Below are 18,579 nucleotides of genomic sequence, written 5' to 3' on the forward strand. Positions count from 1 at the left end.
GGACTTTCTGCTTACAAAATGAACCGGCTCAGATCCGCGTTCTTTGCGAGGTCGCCGACGTGCTTCTGCACGAAATCGGCGTCGACCCGCACGGTCTCGCCGCTGCGGTCGGGGGCGGTGAAGGAGATCTCGTCCAGCACCCGCTCCATCACGGTCTGCAGCCGCCGCGCGCCGATGTTCTCGACGGTGGAATTCACGGCGACCGCGACGTCGGCCAGCGCGTCGATGGCGTTGTCGGTGATGTCGAGCGTGACGCCCTCGGTCTGCATCAACGCGACATATTGCTTGATCAGCGAAGCCTCGGGCTCGGTCAGGATGCGGCGCATGTCGTCGCGGGTCAGCGCCTGCAGCTCGACGCGGATCGGCAGGCGGCCCTGCAATTCCGGCAACAAATCGGACGGTTTTGCGACGTGGAAGGCGCCGGAGGCAATGAACAGAATGTGGTCGGTCTTCACCGCGCCGTGCTTGGTCGAGACGGTGGTGCCCTCGATCAGCGGCAGCAGGTCGCGCTGCACGCCCTCGCGCGAGACGTCGCCGCCGGCGCGGCCTTCACGGGCGCAGATCTTGTCGATCTCGTCCAGGAACACGATGCCGTTGTTCTCGACCGCGCTGATCGCCTCCATCGTCAACTGATCGCTGTCGAGCAGCTTGTCGGATTCCTCGTTGACCAGGATCTCGTGCGAGCTCTCCACCGTCAGCCGCCGCGTCTTGCTGCGTCCGCCCAGCTTACCGAAGATGTCGCCGATCGAAACCGCGCCCATCTGCGCGCCGGGCATGCCCGGGATCTCGAACATCGGAAAGCCGCTGCCGCCGCCTTGCGTTTCGATCTCGATTTCCTTGTCGTTGAGCTCGCCCGCGCGCAGCTTCTTGCGGAACGAGTCACGCGTCGCGGCGCTGGAATTGGCGCCGACCAGGGCATCGAGCACGCGCTCCTCGGCGGCGAGCTGCGCGCGTGCCTGCACGTCTTTGCGCTTGCGCTCGCGGACCTGGGCGATCGCGACCTCGACGAGATCGCGCACGATCTGCTCGACGTCGCGGCCGACATAGCCGACCTCGGTGAATTTCGTCGCCTCGACCTTCAGGAACGGCGCGTTGGCAAGCTTGGCGAGCCGCCGCGCGATCTCGGTCTTGCCGACGCCGGTCGGGCCGATCATCAAAATGTTCTTCGGCAGCACCTCTTCGCGCAAGGAGCCTTCGAGCTGCTGTCGCCGCCAGCGGTTGCGTAGCGCGATCGAGACGGCGCGCTTGGCATCGGCCTGGCCGACGATGAAACGGTCGAGTTCGGAAACGATTTCGCGGGGAGAAAAGTCTGTCATGGGACCTTAGCTAGGGACAGATGCGGGGCGGGACAAGCCGCTTTTTTGCGTCAGATGATCGGCGGACCCGATTGCCATTGTTTCACGGCCTCGACCGGATGGATCAGCATCAAAATATTGAGCGTCAGATTGTCGCGAATATGGAGCGCCAGCATGATTTCGAAGGCGAGCCCGAGCAGGACGGTCACCGATACAGGCAGCAGGCGCGCGGCGAGGAAACCCAGCATCATGGACAGATTGTCAGAAACCGAATTGACGATGCTGTCGCCGAAATAATCCAGCGAGATCGTTCCGGCGCGGTAGCGTTCGATGATGAAAGGCGAGTTCTCGACGATCTCCCAGGCACCTTCGATCAGCATCGCGATGATCAGGCGCGCGGGCCAGGACAGAGACAGGAACGGCAGTCGCGCGAACAGCAGCCAGGTCAGTCCATAGAACAGGAACCCGTGCAGGACGTGCGAGAAGGTGTACCAGTCGGCGATGTGCTGCGAATTCTCCGAGCTGTTCACCACGCCATGCCACAGCTTGACATAGCCGCAAGTGCAGATCGGCACCCGGCCCATCGCAAGCAGGATCGAGGCCTGCATCGCCAGCAGCAGCAGCGCGATGCCGACCCAGGCGAGCGGTGGAAACGCGGCCTTGCTCTCATGCGTGGTTGCCAGCGTCATGGCTCGCGTACCATCAGGAGTGCCGGCCCGTCGGGCGTCTCGACCATGCGCTCGCGGACAAAGCCGGCCTTCTCATAGGCACGCACGGCGCGCGCGTTGAGCGGATCAGGATCAGTGACGATGCGCGGCAGGCCCTGCCGCAACTGCGCGTCGGCGAATTGGCGGATGAATGCCGAACCGTGCCCGCGCCCGATCATGTCGCTTTCGCCGATGAACTGATCGATGCCACGCGTGCCCTCCGGTTGCGGCCCAAGACCCGTATTCCAGGCGGTCAGGCGGTAGCATTGAAGATAGCCGAACGGCCGGCTGCCGGCCAACACGATGAACTGGTCCATGTCGGGCTCATCGAGGTCGCCGCCGACAAGCGCGAACTGCTCGTCCGGATCGCCCCACCATTCCCGCACATGTGCCTCGCCCAGCCATCGCCGGATTAGCGGCAGATCGGCCGCGGTCATCGGGCGGAAGGTGTAGGCGAGGGCCATGGCCTACCCGGCCGACAGCGCTTCGACGGTCACATTGCGGTTGGTGTAGACGCAGATGTCGGCGGCGATGTCGAGGGAGCGGCGGACGATGGTCTCGGCGTCCTTGTCGGTGTCGAGCAGGGCGCGGGCGGCCGCCAGCGCGTAATTCCCGCCGGAGCCGATCGCCATCACGCCGGCTTCGGGCTCCAGCACGTCGCCGGTGCCTGTCAGCACCAGGGAGACGTCCTTGTCGGCCACGATCATCATGGCTTCCAGCCGCCGCAAATAACGGTCGGTGCGCCAGTCCTTGGCGAGCTCGACGGCGGCCCGGGTCAATTGCCCCGGATATTGCTCGAGCTTGGCTTCCAGGCGCTCGAACAGCGTGAAGGCGTCGGCCGTGGCACCGGCAAAGCCGCCGATGACGTCGCCCTTGCCGAGTTTCCGGACCTTCCTGGCGTTGGACTTGATCACGGTCTGGCCGATCGAGACCTGGCCGTCGCCGCCGACCACCACCGTGCCGCCCTTGCGGACCGTCAAAATCGTGGTGCCGTGCCAGACCGGCGAGCTGTTCTGGGAAGCCTGCATGAATGATCCTCGTTGTCCGGGCTGATTTAGGCGGTCGGGAGCGGGGGCACAACGGGCCGCTCCGGGACCAATTTCGCTCACCATAGGCAGAAGTAGAGGCCCGGCCCGCCGTTCCCGCAGTAGCGAAGGCGTCATTTGGCTGTTAAAAGACCGGCGTTTTCGGCCCCGAACGAGGATGAAAGCCAGTTTTGATGCGCACCGCGACGATCAAGCGCAAGACCAAGGAAACCGACATCGAGGTCACCGTGAACCTCGATGGCACCGGCGTGTCCAATATCGCGACCGGCATCGGCTTTTTCGACCATATGCTCGATCTCCTCGCCCGCCATTCCCGCATCGACCTCACGGTCAAGGCGGTCGGCGATCTGCACATCGATCATCACCATACCACCGAAGACACCGGCATCGCGCTCGGCCAGGCCGTCAAGCAGGCGCTCGGCAACATGGCGGGCATCACCCGCTATGCCGGCGTGCACATGCCCATGGACGAGACGCTGTCGCGCGTGGTCATCGACATCTCGGGCCGCCCGGTCCTGGTGTTCAAGGTCGACTTCCCCCGCGACAAGATCGGCGAGTTCGACACCGAGCTGGTGCGCGAGTGGTTCCAGGCCTTCGCCATGAACGCGGGCGTGACTCTTCACGTCGAGACCCTATATGGCGATAACAGCCACCATATCGCCGAGTCCTGCTTCAAGGGTCTGGCACGGGCGCTGCGCACCGCCGTCGCGATCGATCCGAAGGCTGTGGGCGAAATCCCGTCCACCAAGGGCTCGCTCGGCGGCTGACATCTTTCGGCCCGCGGCCTGCGCCGCTTGCGGTATCACTGAATTCCTAGGGAACGGGGCATCGCCATGTCCGTCTACACAGTTCATGCTCCCTCACCTGCCGGAGCCGATCTGCGCGCGACCGACAAGTTCGTCTTCGTGCGCGACGGCTTCCATTTCTGGGCGATGATCTTCGGACCGTTCTGGCTGCTGTGGAATCGGCTGTGGCTGGCGCTGATCGGCTGGCTGATCTTCGTTGCCGCCTTCAATGTCGGGCTGTCCAGCCTCGGCGTCGGCCGTTCCTCGATCTTCTTCGCCGACATCATCGTCGCGCTGCTGATGGGATTCGAGGCCTCCAGCCTGCGCCGCTGGACGCTGTCGCGCGGAAAATGGCGGCAGCTCGACGTGGTGATTTCCGACGACGAGGACACCGCCGAGCGCCGCTTCTTCGAGCGCTGGAGCCAGAAGCAGCGCGGCATCGTCAACGATCAATGGGCCGTCGATCGCGGCGGCCCGCCGCCGACCCGCAACGTGCCGGGTCAGCAATTCTCCAATCCGCCGCCGATGCCGGCGGGTGGCATCATTGGTTTGTTTCCAGAACCGGGAGGGTCAAGATGAGCGTCGCCATCATCGATTACGGTTCCGGCAATCTGCATTCGGCCGCCAAGGCGTTCGAGCGCGCCGCGCGCAGCATGGATAATCCGCAAAAGGTGTTCGTCACCAGCGATCCGGACCAGGCCTACAGCGCCGACCGTCTGGTGCTGCCGGGCGTCGGCGCCTTTGCCGATTGCCGGCGCGGGCTCGATGCCGTCAACGGCATGGTCGAGGCGATCACCGAAGCGGTGCGGGTCAAGGCGCGGCCGATGTTCGGCATCTGCGTCGGCATGCAGCTGTTCGCCACCCGCGGCAAGGAGCATGTCATCACGCAAGGCCTGAACTGGATCGGCGGCGACGTCGAGAAGATCACGCCGCACGACGAGAGGCTGAAGATCCCGCACATGGGCTGGAATACGCTCGATGTGCTGCGCGAGCATCCGGTGCTGGACAGGCTGCCGCTCGGCCCCAAGGGCCAGCACGCTTATTTCGTGCACTCCTACCACCTCAACGCCGCCAACGAGGCGGACGTGCTCGCGCGCGCCGATTACGGCGGGCCGGTCACCGCGATCGTCGGCAAGGACACGGCCATCGGGACGCAGTTTCACCCCGAGAAGAGCCAGCGCTTTGGCCTGGCGCTGATCTCGAACTTTTTGCGATGGAAACCGTGATTCTCTTTCCCGCGATCGACCTCAAGAACGGCCAATGCGTGCGCCTCGAACAGGGCGACATGGCGCGCGCGACCGTGTTCAATCTCAATCCCGCCGCGCAGGCCGAGAGCTTCGTCGCACAGGGCTTTGAGTATCTCCACGTCGTCGATCTCGACGGCGCGTTTGCCGGCAAACCGGTCAATGCGCAGGCCGTCGAGGCGATGCTGAAGACGATCAAGATCCCGGTGCAGCTCGGCGGCGGCATTCGCGATCTCGCGACTGTCGAGGCCTGGCTCGACAAGGGCATCACCCGTGTCATCATCGGCACCGCCGCGGTGCGCGACCCCGAATTGGTGAAGGCTGCCGCCAGGAAATTCCCCGGCCGCGTCGCGGTCGGGCTCGATGCACGTGACGGCAAGGTCGCGGTCGAGGGCTGGGCCGAGACCTCGCAGGTGACGGTGCTGGAGATCGCACGGCGTTTCGAGGATGCCGGCGTCGCCGCCATCATCTTCACCGACATCGCGCGCGACGGCCTGCTCAAGGGCCTGAACCTCGATGCAACGATTGCGCTGGCGGATGCGATCTCGATTCCCGTGATTGCGTCCGGCGGCCTTGCCTCGATCGAGGACGTCAAGGCGATGCTGACGCCGCGCGCCAAAAAGCTCGCTGGCGCGATCGCCGGCCGCGCGCTCTATGACGGCCGGCTCGAGCCGGCCGCCGCCCTCACCTTGATCCGCAACGCGCGCGCCGCCTAGGAGCTGACACATGTTCAAGGTGCGCGTGATCCCCTGCCTCGACGTCAAGGACGGCCGGGTCGTCAAGGGCGTCAACTTCGTCGATTTGCGCGATGCCGGTGACCCTGTCGAAGCGGCGATCGCCTATGACGCAGCCGGCGCCGACGAGCTCACCTTCCTCGACATCACCGCGACTCATGAGAATCGCGGCATCATGCTGGACGTGGTCCGGCGCACCGCTGAAGCCTGCTTCATGCCTGTGACCGTCGGCGGCGGCGTGCGTGAGGTCAACGACATCAAGACTCTGCTGCGCGCGGGCGCAGACAAGGTCTCGATCAACAGCGCCGCGGTGTCACGGCGCGAGTTCGTCAAGGAAGCCGCCGAGAAATTCGGCGGGCAGTGCGTGGTGGTTGCGATCGACGCCAAGCGGGTCAAGCGCGCCGGTGGCGGGGAGCGCTGGGAGATCTTCACCCATGGCGGCCGCAACTCGACCGGCATCGACGCCATCGAATACGCCCAGGAGGTGGTCTCGCTCGGCGCCGGCGAAATCCTGCTCACCTCGATGGACCGCGACGGCACGCGGCAGGGTTTTGACATCCCGCTGACCCGGGCGATCGCCGACAGCATTCCCGTTCCCGTGATCGCCTCGGGCGGCGTCGGCAATCTCGATCACCTCGTCGACGGTATTCGCGACGGCCACGCCACCGCCGTGCTGGCCGCCTCGATCTTCCATTTCGGGGAATTCACCATCCGCGAAGCCAAGGAGCACATGTCCCGGCGCGGGCTGCCCATGCGCCTCGATGCCTGACGACTCCCGTCCCTAAAAATGCTACATCATCGGTGGGGACGGCTTATCCCGCCGGATAGACGGCCAATACCGGCCGAGGCGCGTTTTCCGAGTATTTGTATGCCGCGTTTCACGATCCACGATCTGGCCGAGACCATCGACGCCCGCGCGGCGGCGGGTGGCGAGGCGTCCTATACCCGCAAGCTCCTCGACAAGGGCGCCGAACATTGCGCCAAGAAGTTCGGTGAGGAAGCAGTCGAAACCGTAATCGCAGCAGTCGAAAACGATCGCGCGCATCTGATCGCCGAAGGCGCCGACCTGCTCTATCATTTCCTTGTGCTGCTCAAGGCCCGCGGCGTAAAGCTGGAAGAGGTCGAGGCCGCATTGGACAAGCGGACCAATATGTCAGGGTTGGAAGAAAAGGCGTCGCGCAAGGGCGGCAGCTAGCCGAGGTGGAGAGTCGCGTCATGGATATCCGCGCACCCGAGCAGCAGTATAATCCGTACCGCGTCTATACGCGCGAGGAGTGGTCGCGACTGCGCGACGACACGCCGATGACGCTGGAGCCGGGCGAGTTCGACCGGCTGCGCTCGCTGCACGACCGCCTCGACTTGCAGGAGGTCGAGGACATCTACCTTCCGCTGTCGCGCCTGCTGTCGATCTATGTCGATGCGATGCAGCGGCTCTATTACGCGGAGCGCCAGTTTCTCAATATCCGCGACCGCAAGATGCCCTACATCATCGGCGTCGCCGGTTCGGTCGCGGTTGGAAAATCCACCACGGCCCGCGTGCTTCAGGCGCTGCTGGCGCGCTGGTCGCCGCGTCCCAAGGTCGAGCTGATCACCACCGACGGATTTCTGTATCCCAACGCCGTGCTGGAGCGGCAGGGCATCATGCAGAAGAAGGGTTTTCCGGAGAGCTACGACCTGCCGCTGCTGCTCAGCTTCCTCTCGGACATCAAGGCCGGCCGCCGCCATGTGCGCGCGCCGGTCTATTCGCATTTGACCTACGACATCGTGCCGAACCAATGGGCCGAGATCGACCAACCCGACATCCTGATCGTCGAGGGCGTCAACGTGCTGCAGACCGGCAAGCTGCCGCGCGACGGCAAGGCCGTGCCCGTGGTCTCCGACTTCTTCGATTTCTCCGTCTATATCGACGCCGACGAGGCCGCGCTGCGGCAGTGGTACATCAGGCGCTTCCTGTCGCTGCGCGACACCGCGTTCACCAATCCAAAATCCTACTTCAACCGCTACGCGCTGTTGTCGGACGAGGAAGCCACCGCCACCGCGATCGCGATCTGGGAACGCACCAACCTCGCCAATCTCGAGGACAACATCCTGCCGACCCGCCCCCGCGCGACCCTGATCCTGAAGAAGGGCGCCGACCACACGGTGTCGAGCGTGGCGCTCAGGCGGCTGTAACAGCCTTGATGAACGCAGCCCTTGTTAAATTTCGGGCTGAGTATCTTTTGTTGCAGACCGGCGAGGGGTATTTGGTTATGGCTTTCGGAAACGCACACGGGCCCCATGGTTGATCGTCTCAGAAGCGCTGCCGAGCAGCTGGAAGCACCGACCTGCCCGGATTGCCATATCGAGATGAAGTGGTTCCGTTCCGAGCTGCTGGCAGACGAGCCGACCCCGATCATCGCGCATCTGTTCGTGTGCCCGCATTGCAAGCGCGCGGCCCAGGCAGACACCAAGTTCAAGGGCACGCCGGCGCCGCCGGCCAAGCTGTCCGCGCCGCGGTTTGCTGCCTACGCCGCGTAGCATTCAGGGGTGGCCGGATTCGGCGCGGCTGGCCGCCGGATAGTAGCTCGACATGACGATCAGTTCCGGACCTCCTGTCGCGCTTTCGAGCCGATGAAGATGTGCCACGCCGTGAGAAACATCGCGGCGACGAGTGGGCCGATGACGAACCCGTTCGCTCCGAAAGCCGCAAGGCCGCCTACGGTGGCGAGCAGCACCATATAGCTCGGCATTTGGATCGACTGACCGACCAGGATCGGACGGAGAAAATTGTCCGCAAGACCGATCACGAAGATCCCGAAGGCGAGCAGGATGATCCCTTTCGTGACTGAGCCTGCCACAAGCAGGTAGAGCGCGACCGGAACCCAAACCAGGGCGGAGCCGAGCACGGGCAGAAGCGAGAGCAGCGCCATCAGGGCGCCCGCCAGCAGCGGGGCAGTCAAGCCGAGCACCCAGAAAATCAGCCCGCCAAGCGCTCCCTGAATCAGCGCAACGAGAACGATCCCCTTGATCGTCCCGCGAACCGCGAGGGTGAACGCATTCAGAATCTCGGTGGTGTGGCTCGGCCGCAGCGGAAGCGCGTCGCGGATCCGTGCGTTGAGCTCGTCACCATCGCGGAGCAGGAAGAACAGCAGGTACAACATCACGAGCAAGCTTGCGACGAACTCCAGCGTCAACTGACCGATGTTGATGGCGTGCCCCGCCAGCTGTTGGCCGGCAGGGACGACCAGACTCGACAGACGTTCCTTCAGGGCCGAAAAATCGATGCCGGCCAGGCGATCCGAAAGGGAAGCAGCCCAGGCGGGCAGCGCTGATTTCAGCTGCTGCAGGGGATGGGCGAAACTGATCTCCCCACTCTGAGCGCGCTGATATAGCTCCCCACCCTGGTCGATGAGCGAGGCGATGACGACCGCCACCGGGATGAGGACCATGACGATCACGACGACGACAGTGAACGATGCGGCAAGGTTGCGCCTTCCCGGAAGCGTTTCCAGGGCGCGTCGATAGAGTGGCGCGAAGATGATCGCCAGAAGCGTGGCCCACAACAACGCGCCGGAGAACGGCCAAAGCACCCACCCGAACGCAAGGGAGATCGCGGCAAGCAAGATGAGGAATGAGCGGTCTTCCGATGTTCTCACGTGTTCGCCAGCCCTTCTGTTGCCAGAGCATGATCCGGACCCGAAGTCCGGACCGTCACTTGTCTGCTTTCGCGGTCCAGTCGGCGAACTTGATGCGTCCTGCAAAGCTTGCGGGACCCGAGCCGCCGGCCTTGTAGACGAAAGCTTCGCCTTCCTGCACGTCCCCGGCATCCTTGCCGAAGGCATCGGCGATGTTGGTCTTGTGGGTGACCAGGAAGGTGTTTGCGCCGGCCTTGGGCGGCGCGTCGACGAGCTGCCGCACGGCCTGACCCGCCTTTGCATTTGCACCGGTCGGATTTGCCATGCCCGACGCACTCGCGTTGCTGCTGTCCGTCAACGCGTCGACCGGCTTGACCTCGCGGCCGGAGATGAGCTTGCCCGCCTCGATCGCGCGGTTCAGCCTGCTGGTGTAGATATCGCCGATCGGGATCGCGAGTTCCTTGATGGCCGTCCCGATCTGACGCGCCATATCGCGGCCCTTTTCACTGAGCTGACGCTGGGCACTCATATCGTCGAACTTGAAAGGGTAGACATCCTTTTGGCTGTCATCGGTGGCGGTGTGGCGAAACACCAGCACGTAGCCGCCTTGCTTGAGCGAGGCGATCAGTTGCGAGCTATCGGCCGCGGTGGCTTGAGTGGAACCACAGAGAAGGATCACGAAGGCGAGGCGACACAGCACGTTCATGCGAAATTCCTCTGTTCATATGCCCCAGAGGATGGTGACGCGCGACGCGGTCGATTTCAATTGTCGATTGCCGGCCGAGATCGGGTTCCTATGGATCCGGCTCAAATCGCCAACTGCCGCGCCGCCGCCAGTCCGGCCAGCGCCTCTTCCAGCTTCTCGCGATCGAGCGGCTTGATCAGAAACCCGTTCATGCCCGCTTCAAAGCAGGCGTAGCGATCTTCCACCAGCGTATTGGCGGTGAGCGCGAGGATCGGCGTGTGGTGGCCGCCTCTAGCTGCCTCATGCGCACGGATCCGTTTTGTCGTTTCGATGCCGTCGAGCTGCGGCATCTGGATGTCCATCAGCACGAGATCATAGGGCGTGCCGGCCGATGACGCGCCGAGCCAGGATTCCAGCGCGGCCTCGCCATTGATCGCGATGACGACGCGGTGCCCGAGTTTCGTCAGCAGCGAGCGCATCAACAGCGCGTTGATCTCGTTGTCCTCGGCGACGAGAACCGACAGGCCTTTCGCCGGTACCGTGCCGGGGGATGGGGCCGGCTCCGGCGCGAGATCGGGCGAGGCGACCTCCGGGGGCAGCGAGAGGCGTGCGGCGAGTGAGGCCGCGCGCAGCGGCTTCACCAGGAAGCCCGTGAATGCCGGCGAGAGTTTCTCGTGGCGCGAGCCGGACGTCAGCAGCACGAGCCGTTGGGTCGCATGGCTGCGTGCGGCCTCGCCGAGGCGGTCGGCGATGGCAGCGCCCAGCGCGCGATCGATCAGCACCGAATGCCATGAGCGTTCCGGCAGCAGCGCTTCCGCCACCGCGGCGTCCGTCACCATGCAGGTCTGGCCGCCCCAGCGCTCCAGCCGCCGCGCGATCAAGGAGGCTTCGATGCCGTCGGCGATCAGCAGGATCGACTTGCCGGTGAGATCGGGACTCGGGAACGCTATCTGTTCCGCGCCGACGGCGGATGACGCCAGCGGTACCGCGACCTCGAAGGTCGCGCCCTTGCCCGGCTCGCTCGTGAGCGTGATGCGGCCGCCCATGCGCTTGACGATGCGCTCGCTGATGGCGAGACCGAGGCCGGTGCCGCCATAGGTGCGGGCGACGCGTTCGTCGGCCTGCTCGAATTCGCGGAAAATTCGCTGTTGCGCGTCGGCTGCGATGCCGATGCCGGTGTCGCGCACCAGAAAGCTGATCTCGTTCGGCCAGATGCCGGGCTCGACGATCAGCGCAACGCCGCCGCTGGCAGTGAACTTGATGGCGTTGCCGGCGAGGTTGAGCAGCACCTGGCGCAGCCGCGCGGCGTCGCCGACCACCTCGAGCGGCAGTCGCTCGTCGACATAGGCGGCGATCTCGAGCTGCTTTGCCTGCGCGCGCGGCGCGAGCAGCTCGGTGATGTCCTCGATCAGGGCCGAGAGCGCGAAGGGACGCTGCTCGAGATCGAGCTTGCCGGCTTCGATCTTGGAATAGTCGAGCAACTCCTCGATCAGGGCCATCAGCGCTTCGCCGGAGGTCTTCACGGCCCTGGCGTAGGTCGACTGCTCAGGTGTCAGCGTGGTGTCGAGCAGCAGCCCGCCCATGCCGATGATGCCGTTGAGCGGCGTGCGGATCTCGTGCGAGGCCATCGCCAGGAAGCGCGATTTGGCCCGGTTGGCGGCGTCGGCTTGATCGCGGGCCTCGGACAGCGCACGCTCGGTCTCGGTGCGGTCGGTGACGTCGCGTCCGACGCTCTGCAATTCGGCGGGCTGGCCGGCGTCGAGGCGGACATAGCCTTCGCGCCAGGCGATCCAGCGCGCGCCGAGCGGGGTCGCGATCTTCTGGTCGTGAATGCGCGTGCCGTTGCTCTCGCGGGCGCTGTCGCCCTGCTCCAGCACGTCGAAATCAAAGCGCGTGCCGACCAGCGCGCCGCGCGCCTGTCCGGCAAGCGCGCAATAGGCGTCGTTGGCGAAGGTGATGCGGCCGCTTGTGTCGCGCAGCACGATCAGATCGCCCTGCTGTTCGAACAGGCTGCGAGCGCGTTCTTCCGCTTCCTTCAGCTCCCAATTGCGGTCGATCAGCGTTTCGTTGTGGGCAGCCAGCGCACGCATCCGCTTGTTGACGAAGCGCAGGCGCATGCTGAGCGTGGCGAGGCCGAGGCAGGCGAGCGCGAACAGGAAGCTGACGCCGATCGCAAACGCATTGGGATCGTAGCCGGACGTCTCGGATCGGCTGCCGGAGACAAACCCGTAGGCGCCGCCGAAGGTCGCCGAGAAGATCATGATGGAGCGGATCGCGAAGGCGATTTTTGGGTACTGTCGCCTGAAGCGGCGCATGCGCACCTTGATCCGGAACGTCCGATCCATCGCCACCGACCCGACTCTTTTCGTAAAAACGCTGTGCTCGCTGTCAACGACGATGTGCCGTCGACCTTGCGAACAGTTTGAGGCCCTGCGACCGCCTCCAAACAGGGTTGACGAGGTGTTAACGGCGCAGAGCGAGGCGGTTCAAAGCGAAGCGGCCTGGAGATGGCGGTGGCCGCCGCGGGCGCCGACGATCAGCGCCGCCGCCTCGCGCTGCGAGAAGGTCTTCGAGCGCACATAGACGCGGTAATCCGCCGGCCCCTCGCTGGAGAGATAGATCACCTGACCGCCATCGACGGGGTGCGCGGCAATCGAGATCAGGCGCGTCGAGGGGTTGGCCTGGCAGGACTCCGATTCCGAACCGGGGCCGTCGTCGACGACGGCGAAGTCGGCAGCGTCGGCATCCTCGGTGATCTGAACCCGCACCGTGGCGCGCGCGGGATCATCGGTGAAGGCGACATGCACGCCAGCGGTCCAGAACAGCGACGTCAGCTCGACCGAGGTGTCGCCGAGGGCGATGCAGGGATGCGAGACCGATCCGATCTCACTGCGGGCAAACACCGCGGCCGCCAACAGGGGAACAACCGAGGCCAGGATCTTGAAACGCAACATGACACGCTACTCGCCAGGCCCTGGGGAAACTCGTGGCGGGAACTGATGGGCCTTATGGTTTGCAGAGCGTAAAGGAAACTCGTTACCGCCGGGTTGATGCCGGTATCGGGGGATGAGAGTCTCGGTCGGTTAGGCGCTTTTGTTGGTTTTTCGCTCGACTTCAGTGAGAACCAAATAGCTGTTTTTGCCAAAGCTGATCGCCCACAGCGCCGCCCAGGCACCCCACCTGTTCCTGACCTCGATCTCGACGGCTTGGCCGGGACTGGTGCGAACGACGAGCGGCTGGCTCCTGCCCCAATCAATGCTCGCATCGATCGTGCAGGTGCCGGCCGGCAGCGTGATCTCCAACACGTCGTTGCGTGCGAGCTTCCCAACGCTGGTCCCGTTGACCCACAGCTCGTACGACCTCAGCCAATCGGCATATTGGGATGCACGAACAAATCTGATGGTGCAGGCATTGGCGTCGGTCATGATTCAATCTCGGGCATGGTGATGTTGTTGAGAAAGCTGCGGCGGCGCATCGCTCACGCCAGCTGGCGCACATCCTCCGCGAGCGCGCGGTAGGATAAGGCCTCGGCGAGATGGAGCCGGCCGATCTTGTCGGCGCGATCGAGATCGGCCAGCGTGCGCGCCACCCGGAGCACGCGGTGATAGCCGCGCGCCGACAGCCGCATGGTCTCGGCGGCGTCGCGCAGCAGCTTCTGGCCTTGCGCATCCGGCTTGGCGATCTCCTCCAGCACCGAGGCCGGCGCTTCGGCATTGGTGCGAACCTTCGGCAGGCCGGCATCCGCGTAGCGGGCGAGCTGGATGTCGCGGGCGGCGGCCACGCGCGCGGCGACTTCGGCCGAGCCCTCTGCCGGCGGCGGCAGGATCAGATCGGCCGCGGTCACCGCGGGAACCTCGATGCGCAAATCGATGCGGTCCATCAGCGGTCCCGAGATGCGAGCCTGGTAGTCGCCGGTGCAGCGGTCGATGCGGCCGCGCTTGCAGGCATAGCCGGGCTCGAACGCATTGCCGCAGCGGCAGGGATTCATCGCGGCGACCAGCATGAAGCGCGCGGGATAGGTGACGCGGTGATTGGCGCGGGACACCGAGACCTCGCCGTTCTCCAGCGGCTGGCGCAGCGAATCCAGCACGCGCGGATCGAATTCCGGGAGCTCGTCGAGGAACAGCACGCCCTGATGCGCGAGCGAGATCTCGCCGGGCCGGGCGCGCATGCCGCCGCCGGTGAGCGCGGCCATGCTGGCGGAATGATGCGGCGATCGGAACGGCCGCCGCGCCGTCAGCGCGCCGCCCTCGATCTCGCCGGCAACAGAGGCGATCATCGACACCTCGAGCAACTCGCCCGGTGACAGCGGTGGCAGGATCGAGGGCAGCCGTGCCGCCAGCATCGATTTGCCGGCGCCGGGCGCGCCGATCATGAGCAGGTGATGGCCGCCGGCGGCCGCGATCTCCAGCGCCCGCTTGGCGCTCTCCTGGCCCTTGATGTCGCGCAGGTCGAGCGGCGAGCTTGCTGCTTCATGCACCTTCGGCACAGGCCGCGACAGCACCTGCGTTCCCTTGAAATGGTTGGCGATCTGGATCAGCGAACTCGCGGCGATGATCTGGATGTCCGGGCTCGCCCATGCCGCTTCCGAGCCGCAAGCCGCCGGACAGATCAGCCCCTCCTCGCGCACATTGGCGCCGATCGCGGCGGGAAGGACACCGGCCACCGGCGCGATCGATCCGTCGAGGCCAAGCTCGCCCAGAACGGTGAAGCCGGTCAGCGCATCCGGGGGAATCGCGCCGATCGCCCCCATCAGCCCAAGCGCAATCGGCAGGTCGTAATGGCTGCCCTCCTTGGGCAGATCAGCGGGCGCGAGATTGACGGTGATCCGCCGGGCCGGCAGCGCCAGCCCCGAGGCGATCAGCGCCGAGCGGACCCGCTCGCGTGCCTCCGACACGGCCTTGTCGGGGAGACCGACGATCGCGAAGGCCGGCAAACCGGGCGCGACCTGCACCTGCACGTCGACCGCGCGGGCCTCGATCCCCTCAAAGGCGACGGTAGAAACCCGCTGAACCATGCCCGAACCAGCCTGCCCTTTTGCACAATTAGGGGTAGCAGAGCGGGCCGGCTCTTGCAAGAACAATACAGGAACATACTCAGGGGGCCGGGAGGCCCTAACCGATCGTAAACACGACGGAGACACTACGCCTCGAATGCAAGCTGCTCTGCTCAGCACATCCCAACGAATGTCCGCTACTCCTAGGGGTGCGGGATGGGCCGTGGTCTAACGGGTGAACAATTCAAATGCTTGCAAATCGCCGGAGAAGCGAACGACGGATGTGCACGCGGCTCGCCAAGATTCATTTTGGCGCGGGTTCGCTGCCGCGGGACTGCACGATCACCGATATTTCGGATGGCGGCGTGAAAGTGGTGGCGGAATTTCTGGAAGTGCCGCCGCAATTCACCATCATCTTCGCGCCGGACTATTCCCGCCAGTGCCGCCTGCGCTGGCGCATCGGCTGCGAGTTCGGCGCTGAATTCACCGACTGAGCTATCGGAAGCACCCCGCCTTAACGGGACTTTAGCGTTAATCGGTAAGCATCTCTGATCAGTCGCCGAGTGATCAGAGTATGTCCAAGCGTTTGTCCGTCGCCTCTCCTCCGGCGAGATATCTGTTTTCCGCGCTTCTGATCCTGGCTCTTGGCGGCTGTCAGACCACTGGCATCGAGGACATTACCGGCGCGCTCGGCGGAAAGTCGGAAACGGCTGGCAGGGCCGACGCGAAGTCCGACACCAAGCCGGACGTGAGGCCGGACATGGACGCGCTGCGCGAGCGCTATCGCGCCAAGCCTGGCGATCCCAACGTCGCGCTCGAATACGGCAAGGCGTTGCGCCAGACCGGCCAGCGCGCGCAGGCGCTCGCGGTGTTGGAGCAGGCCGTGCTCGCCCATTCCAGTAACAAGGCGCTGCTCGCCGGCTACGGCCGCGCGCTCGCCGACAGCGGCAGTTTCCAGCAGGCGTTCGACGTCCTCGGTCGCGCGCATTCGCCCGAGGATCCCGACTGGCATATCCTGTCGGCGCAGGGCGCCGCGCTCGATCAACTCGGCCGCAACGAGGAAGCGCAGCAATATTACGCCGCCGCGCTCAAGATCGTGCCCGACGAGCCGTCGGTGCTGTCCAATCTCGGACTGTCCTACATGCTGCAGAACAATCTGCCGCGGGCAGAGGAAACGATGCGCCGGGCGCACGCGCGCAATCCCGCCGATTCGCGCGTGCGCGCCAATCTCGCGCTCGTGCTGGGACTGGAAGGAAAGCAGGCCGAGGCCGAAACCATCGTGAAGGCGGACCTGCCGCCGGATCAGGCGGCGGCAAAGGTCACGGCGCTGCGGCAGTTGCTGGTGAAAAAGCAGCAGCGGGCGGAGAAGTAACGGCGCGCGTCAGGATGCCTTGGTTACATCGCCTTGCGATGCGGGGCTGATCCGCGCCCCGACCTGCCCTTCAGCTTCTTCAGCAGCGGCCCGAGCAGCGAGCGCTTCGGCTTCTTCACCTCGCCGCGCCCGGCAAGGCGGTTCGCCATGTTCTGGAACAGCTCGGTCGTGCGGTGGCTCTTGGAGACCTCCGCGATCATCTGGCCGTTGTTGGCCGCGGTCGAGAACAGCTTCGAGTCGAACGGGATCACCGCGATCGGCTGGCTCTCCATGGTCTTGGCGAAGGCCTTGACCTCGATCTCCGCACGCTTGGGCATGCCGACCTGGTTGATGCAGTAGAGCGGTGGCCGGTCGTTCGGCCGCGCCGCCTTCAACACGTTCAGCATGTTCTTGGTGTTGCGCAGGTTCGCAAGATCGGGCTCGGCCACGATCACGATGTCGTCCGCGTTGACCAGCGCGCGTCGCGTCCAGCCCGACCATTGATGGGGAACGTCGAGCACGATGCAGGGCGTGGTCATCCGCAGCGTGTCGAACACCGCGTCGAAGGCCTCCGCGCCGAAATCGTAGACGCGGTCAAGGGTGGCAGGCGCGGCAAGGAGGCTGAGACGCTCGGTGCATTTGGAGAGCAGACGCTCCATCAGGGCCGTGTCCGGCCGATCCTGCGACAGCACCGCATTGGCGATGCCCTGCACCGGGTCCTGATTGTAGTCGAGACCGGCGGTGCCGAAGGCGAGGTCGAGATCGATTACGACGGAATCGAGTGCGAGGTCGCGGGCGATGGTCCAGGCCACATTGTGCGCGACGGTGGAGGCACCGACACCGCCCTTGGCGCCGACCACCGCGATGACGCGGCCGGTGATGATGGTTTCGGACGCCGAGAACAGGCTGCAGATCGAGCGGACGACGTCGAGCGTTTCGACCGGTCCCACCACATAGTCGTTGACGCCGCGGCGGACCAGCTCGCGATAGGGTGCGGTGTCGTTGGGATTACCGATCACGACCACACGGGTGCCGGGGTCGCAGACGCCGGCGAGGTCGTCGAGGCCCTCGAGAATGTCGCGCGTGCCGTCGGATTCGATCACGATGACGTTCGGCGTCGGCATCGTTTCATAGACTTCGATTGCCGCAGCTAGGCCACCATCCTTGGCGGTGAGGTGTGCCTTCGCGAGGCGGCGATCCTGCCCGGCCGCGGTCACCGCGGCGAGCGTCTGCTCGGTCTCGCAAAACGCCTGCACGGAGATGCGAGGAACCGGCGCAATGTGTTCCTCGGGGTGCTGCGGATCGTCCGCTTCTTCGTCGTGGACGCGTGTCATCTGCCTGTGTCGCTGAGTTTGGCCTTGTCGGCGTCTGGATTGGTGGTCCCGACCGGCGTGCCCTTGCGATAGCGCTCGAAGGCCATGTCGCGCCGTGCGTTATAGGCCGGCGTCTCCGACCGCGGCTGCTCGAGGTCGGCCGGATTGTCGATCATGGCCGCGAGGTTGCGCTGGCTGGCGCAGCCCAGATTGAAATAGGGCCGGTTCTCGTTGTAGCCGGGGTCGAGGATGGAGGGGCCGAGATCTTCCGGCCACAGCCCGCAGGGGCCCGCGACCGCGGCGATCCGGGAATAGCTCAGACGGATGGTGGGCAGCAGTCCGGGATCCTCGGGTCGATAGGGATGCTGGACGATGGCACGCGCGGGTACGCCGCCGGAGGCGAGCACGGAACGGATCTCGTGATAGGTCGCTGCCGCCGCGCGCGAATTCGCAGCGTTGACGGGAATGTCGACGATGACCGAGCCGGTGCCTTCGCGCACCCAGTCCCGGGCAATGCCGGCGACGTCCGCGTGCTGCGCGGCCGAGAGGCCGCCGCGAGCCTTGCCGACGAAGATCACGATCGACTTCTTGGCTTCCTCGACCGCGATCGGGTGACGCTGGCGATAGTCGGTCGGCACCGTCTGGGTGACGACCTCGCCGGTGGTGTTGCAGGCGCCCAGCATGACGGAGAGCCCCGTCAGTGCCAGCGCGACGCTCAACTTGCGACGTCGATCGGCCATGGTCTTCGTCATCGCTTCATCCCCTCGTGCCCCGTCTCTTGCGTCTCTTTCCCCGTTCCCCAAGCCGTC

At 65.1% G+C, this 18,579-nt stretch carries 22 protein-coding genes; 10 read left to right on the forward strand and 12 right to left on the reverse strand.

Annotated features, from left to right (window positions below; translation table 11 throughout):
* Nucleotides 1–11 precede the first annotated feature (11 nt).
* The 4 genes from hslU to hslV are packed head-to-tail and all read right to left on the reverse strand — an operon-like array spanning nucleotide 12 to nucleotide 3,030.
* A complete protein-coding gene (gene hslU / locus AC0L3U_RS11665) occupies nucleotides 12–1,316 on the reverse strand; it encodes an ATP-dependent protease ATPase subunit HslU (protein ID WP_473288224.1) in 1,305 nt (434 codons plus the stop codon).
* 50 nt (nucleotides 1,317–1,366) lie between these two features.
* Nucleotides 1,367–1,984 carry a DUF2585 domain-containing protein gene (locus AC0L3U_RS11670; RefSeq protein ID WP_473361849.1) on the reverse strand — a complete coding sequence of 206 codons (618 nt, stop codon included), beginning with the start codon at nucleotides 1,982–1,984 and terminating at the stop codon, nucleotides 1,367–1,369.
* Nucleotides 1,981–2,466 (reverse strand): GNAT family N-acetyltransferase, encoded by a 486-nt coding sequence (locus tag AC0L3U_RS11675; protein ID WP_473361850.1) that lies wholly within the window; start codon nucleotides 2,464–2,466, stop codon nucleotides 1,981–1,983. Before AC0L3U_RS11675 ends, AC0L3U_RS11670 begins: the two co-directional genes overlap by 4 nt.
* Before the next feature lie 3 nt (nucleotides 2,467–2,469).
* Nucleotides 2,470–3,030, reverse strand: coding sequence for an ATP-dependent protease subunit HslV (gene hslV / locus AC0L3U_RS11680; protein ID WP_354172020.1), 561 nt, complete (start codon nucleotides 3,028–3,030; stop codon nucleotides 2,470–2,472).
* A 191-nt stretch (nucleotides 3,031–3,221) separates the two neighbouring features.
* Between hslV and hisB the strand changes: the two genes are divergently transcribed.
* The 8 genes from hisB to AC0L3U_RS11720 all read left to right on the forward strand — a co-directional run bounded on the left by hisB (nucleotide 3,222) and on the right by AC0L3U_RS11720 (nucleotide 8,328).
* On the forward strand, nucleotides 3,222–3,815 hold the full coding sequence (hisB, locus tag AC0L3U_RS11685; protein ID WP_456766931.1) for an imidazoleglycerol-phosphate dehydratase HisB: 594 nt from the start codon (nucleotides 3,222–3,224) through the stop codon (nucleotides 3,813–3,815).
* Nucleotides 3,816–3,881: 66 nt separating this feature from the next.
* On the forward strand, nucleotides 3,882–4,412 hold the full coding sequence (locus AC0L3U_RS11690) for a DUF2628 domain-containing protein (RefSeq protein ID WP_473288227.1): 531 nt from the start codon (nucleotides 3,882–3,884) through the stop codon (nucleotides 4,410–4,412).
* Nucleotides 4,409–5,059, forward strand: coding sequence for an imidazole glycerol phosphate synthase subunit HisH (gene hisH / locus AC0L3U_RS11695; protein ID WP_473361851.1), 651 nt, complete (start codon nucleotides 4,409–4,411; stop codon nucleotides 5,057–5,059). Before AC0L3U_RS11690 ends, hisH begins: the two co-directional genes overlap by 4 nt.
* Complete coding sequence (hisA, locus tag AC0L3U_RS11700; RefSeq protein WP_473361954.1) at nucleotides 5,056–5,793, forward strand: 1-(5-phosphoribosyl)-5-[(5-phosphoribosylamino)methylideneamino]imidazole-4-carboxamide isomerase; 738 nt, start codon at nucleotides 5,056–5,058, stop codon at nucleotides 5,791–5,793. The genes hisH and hisA overlap by 4 nt, the downstream gene beginning before the upstream one ends.
* 10 nt (nucleotides 5,794–5,803) lie before the next feature.
* Nucleotides 5,804–6,580, forward strand: a complete 777-nt coding sequence (gene hisF / locus AC0L3U_RS11705; protein WP_007604055.1) for an imidazole glycerol phosphate synthase subunit HisF — start codon at nucleotides 5,804–5,806, stop codon at nucleotides 6,578–6,580.
* A 99-nt stretch (nucleotides 6,581–6,679) separates the two neighbouring features.
* The gene (locus AC0L3U_RS11710; protein WP_007598445.1) at nucleotides 6,680–7,006 is read left to right on the forward strand and encodes a phosphoribosyl-ATP diphosphatase; all 327 of its coding nucleotides are present in this window, start codon (nucleotides 6,680–6,682) and stop codon (nucleotides 7,004–7,006) included.
* A gap of 20 nt (nucleotides 7,007–7,026) precedes the next feature.
* On the forward strand, nucleotides 7,027–7,983 hold the full coding sequence (gene coaA, locus AC0L3U_RS11715) for a type I pantothenate kinase (RefSeq protein ID WP_027514807.1): 957 nt from the start codon (nucleotides 7,027–7,029) through the stop codon (nucleotides 7,981–7,983).
* Between the two features lie 105 nt (nucleotides 7,984–8,088).
* The gene (locus AC0L3U_RS11720; protein WP_473361852.1) at nucleotides 8,089–8,328 is read left to right on the forward strand and encodes a hypothetical protein; all 240 of its coding nucleotides are present in this window, start codon (nucleotides 8,089–8,091) and stop codon (nucleotides 8,326–8,328) included.
* A 59-nt stretch (nucleotides 8,329–8,387) separates the two neighbouring features.
* Here AC0L3U_RS11720 and AC0L3U_RS11725 read toward each other — a convergent pair whose 3' ends face one another.
* The 6 genes from AC0L3U_RS11725 to AC0L3U_RS11750 form a co-directional block, all read right to left on the reverse strand.
* Nucleotides 8,388–9,446: an AI-2E family transporter gene (locus AC0L3U_RS11725; protein WP_473361955.1), complete on the reverse strand. Its 1,059-nt coding sequence runs from the start codon at nucleotides 9,444–9,446 to the stop codon at nucleotides 8,388–8,390.
* Nucleotides 9,447–9,501: 55 nt separating this feature from the next.
* Entirely contained in the window at nucleotides 9,502–10,131 is a 630-nt protein-coding gene (locus AC0L3U_RS11730; protein ID WP_473361853.1) for a histidine phosphatase family protein, read from the reverse strand.
* A gap of 101 nt (nucleotides 10,132–10,232) precedes the next feature.
* Nucleotides 10,233–12,455 (reverse strand): PAS domain-containing hybrid sensor histidine kinase/response regulator, encoded by a 2,223-nt coding sequence (locus AC0L3U_RS11735; RefSeq protein ID WP_473361956.1) that lies wholly within the window; start codon nucleotides 12,453–12,455, stop codon nucleotides 10,233–10,235.
* Between the two features lie 141 nt (nucleotides 12,456–12,596).
* Entirely contained in the window at nucleotides 12,597–13,064 is a 468-nt protein-coding gene (locus AC0L3U_RS11740) for a hypothetical protein (protein WP_456766936.1), read from the reverse strand.
* A 129-nt stretch (nucleotides 13,065–13,193) separates the two neighbouring features.
* Nucleotides 13,194–13,535, reverse strand: coding sequence for a hypothetical protein (locus AC0L3U_RS11745; RefSeq protein WP_473361854.1), 342 nt, complete (start codon nucleotides 13,533–13,535; stop codon nucleotides 13,194–13,196).
* A 53-nt stretch (nucleotides 13,536–13,588) separates the two neighbouring features.
* Nucleotides 13,589–15,127, reverse strand: coding sequence for a YifB family Mg chelatase-like AAA ATPase (locus tag AC0L3U_RS11750; protein ID WP_456766938.1), 1,539 nt, complete (start codon nucleotides 15,125–15,127; stop codon nucleotides 13,589–13,591).
* Nucleotides 15,128–15,354: 227 nt separating this feature from the next.
* Here AC0L3U_RS11750 and AC0L3U_RS11755 point away from each other — a divergent pair, with 227 nt between their 5' ends.
* A complete protein-coding gene (locus tag AC0L3U_RS11755) occupies nucleotides 15,355–15,600 on the forward strand; it encodes a PilZ domain-containing protein (RefSeq protein ID WP_007598461.1) in 246 nt (81 codons plus the stop codon).
* Nucleotides 15,601–15,680: 80 nt separating this feature from the next.
* Nucleotides 15,681–16,478 (forward strand): tetratricopeptide repeat protein, encoded by a 798-nt coding sequence (locus tag AC0L3U_RS11760; RefSeq protein WP_473361855.1) that lies wholly within the window; start codon nucleotides 15,681–15,683, stop codon nucleotides 16,476–16,478.
* Between the two features lie 23 nt (nucleotides 16,479–16,501).
* Here the strand turns inward: AC0L3U_RS11760 and AC0L3U_RS11765 are convergent, their stop codons facing one another.
* Both AC0L3U_RS11765 and AC0L3U_RS11770 read right to left on the reverse strand, forming a co-directional pair.
* Nucleotides 16,502–17,791 (reverse strand): CpaE/TadZ family protein, encoded by a 1,290-nt coding sequence (locus AC0L3U_RS11765; protein ID WP_473361856.1) that lies wholly within the window; start codon nucleotides 17,789–17,791, stop codon nucleotides 16,502–16,504.
* On the reverse strand, nucleotides 17,788–18,522 hold the full coding sequence (locus AC0L3U_RS11770) for a CpaD family pilus assembly protein (protein ID WP_473361857.1): 735 nt from the start codon (nucleotides 18,520–18,522) through the stop codon (nucleotides 17,788–17,790). The genes AC0L3U_RS11765 and AC0L3U_RS11770 overlap by 4 nt, the downstream gene beginning before the upstream one ends.
* Nucleotides 18,523–18,579: the final 57 nt, after the last annotated feature.

The sequence above is a fragment of the Bradyrhizobium sp. Kon69 genome (assembly GCF_055807515.1).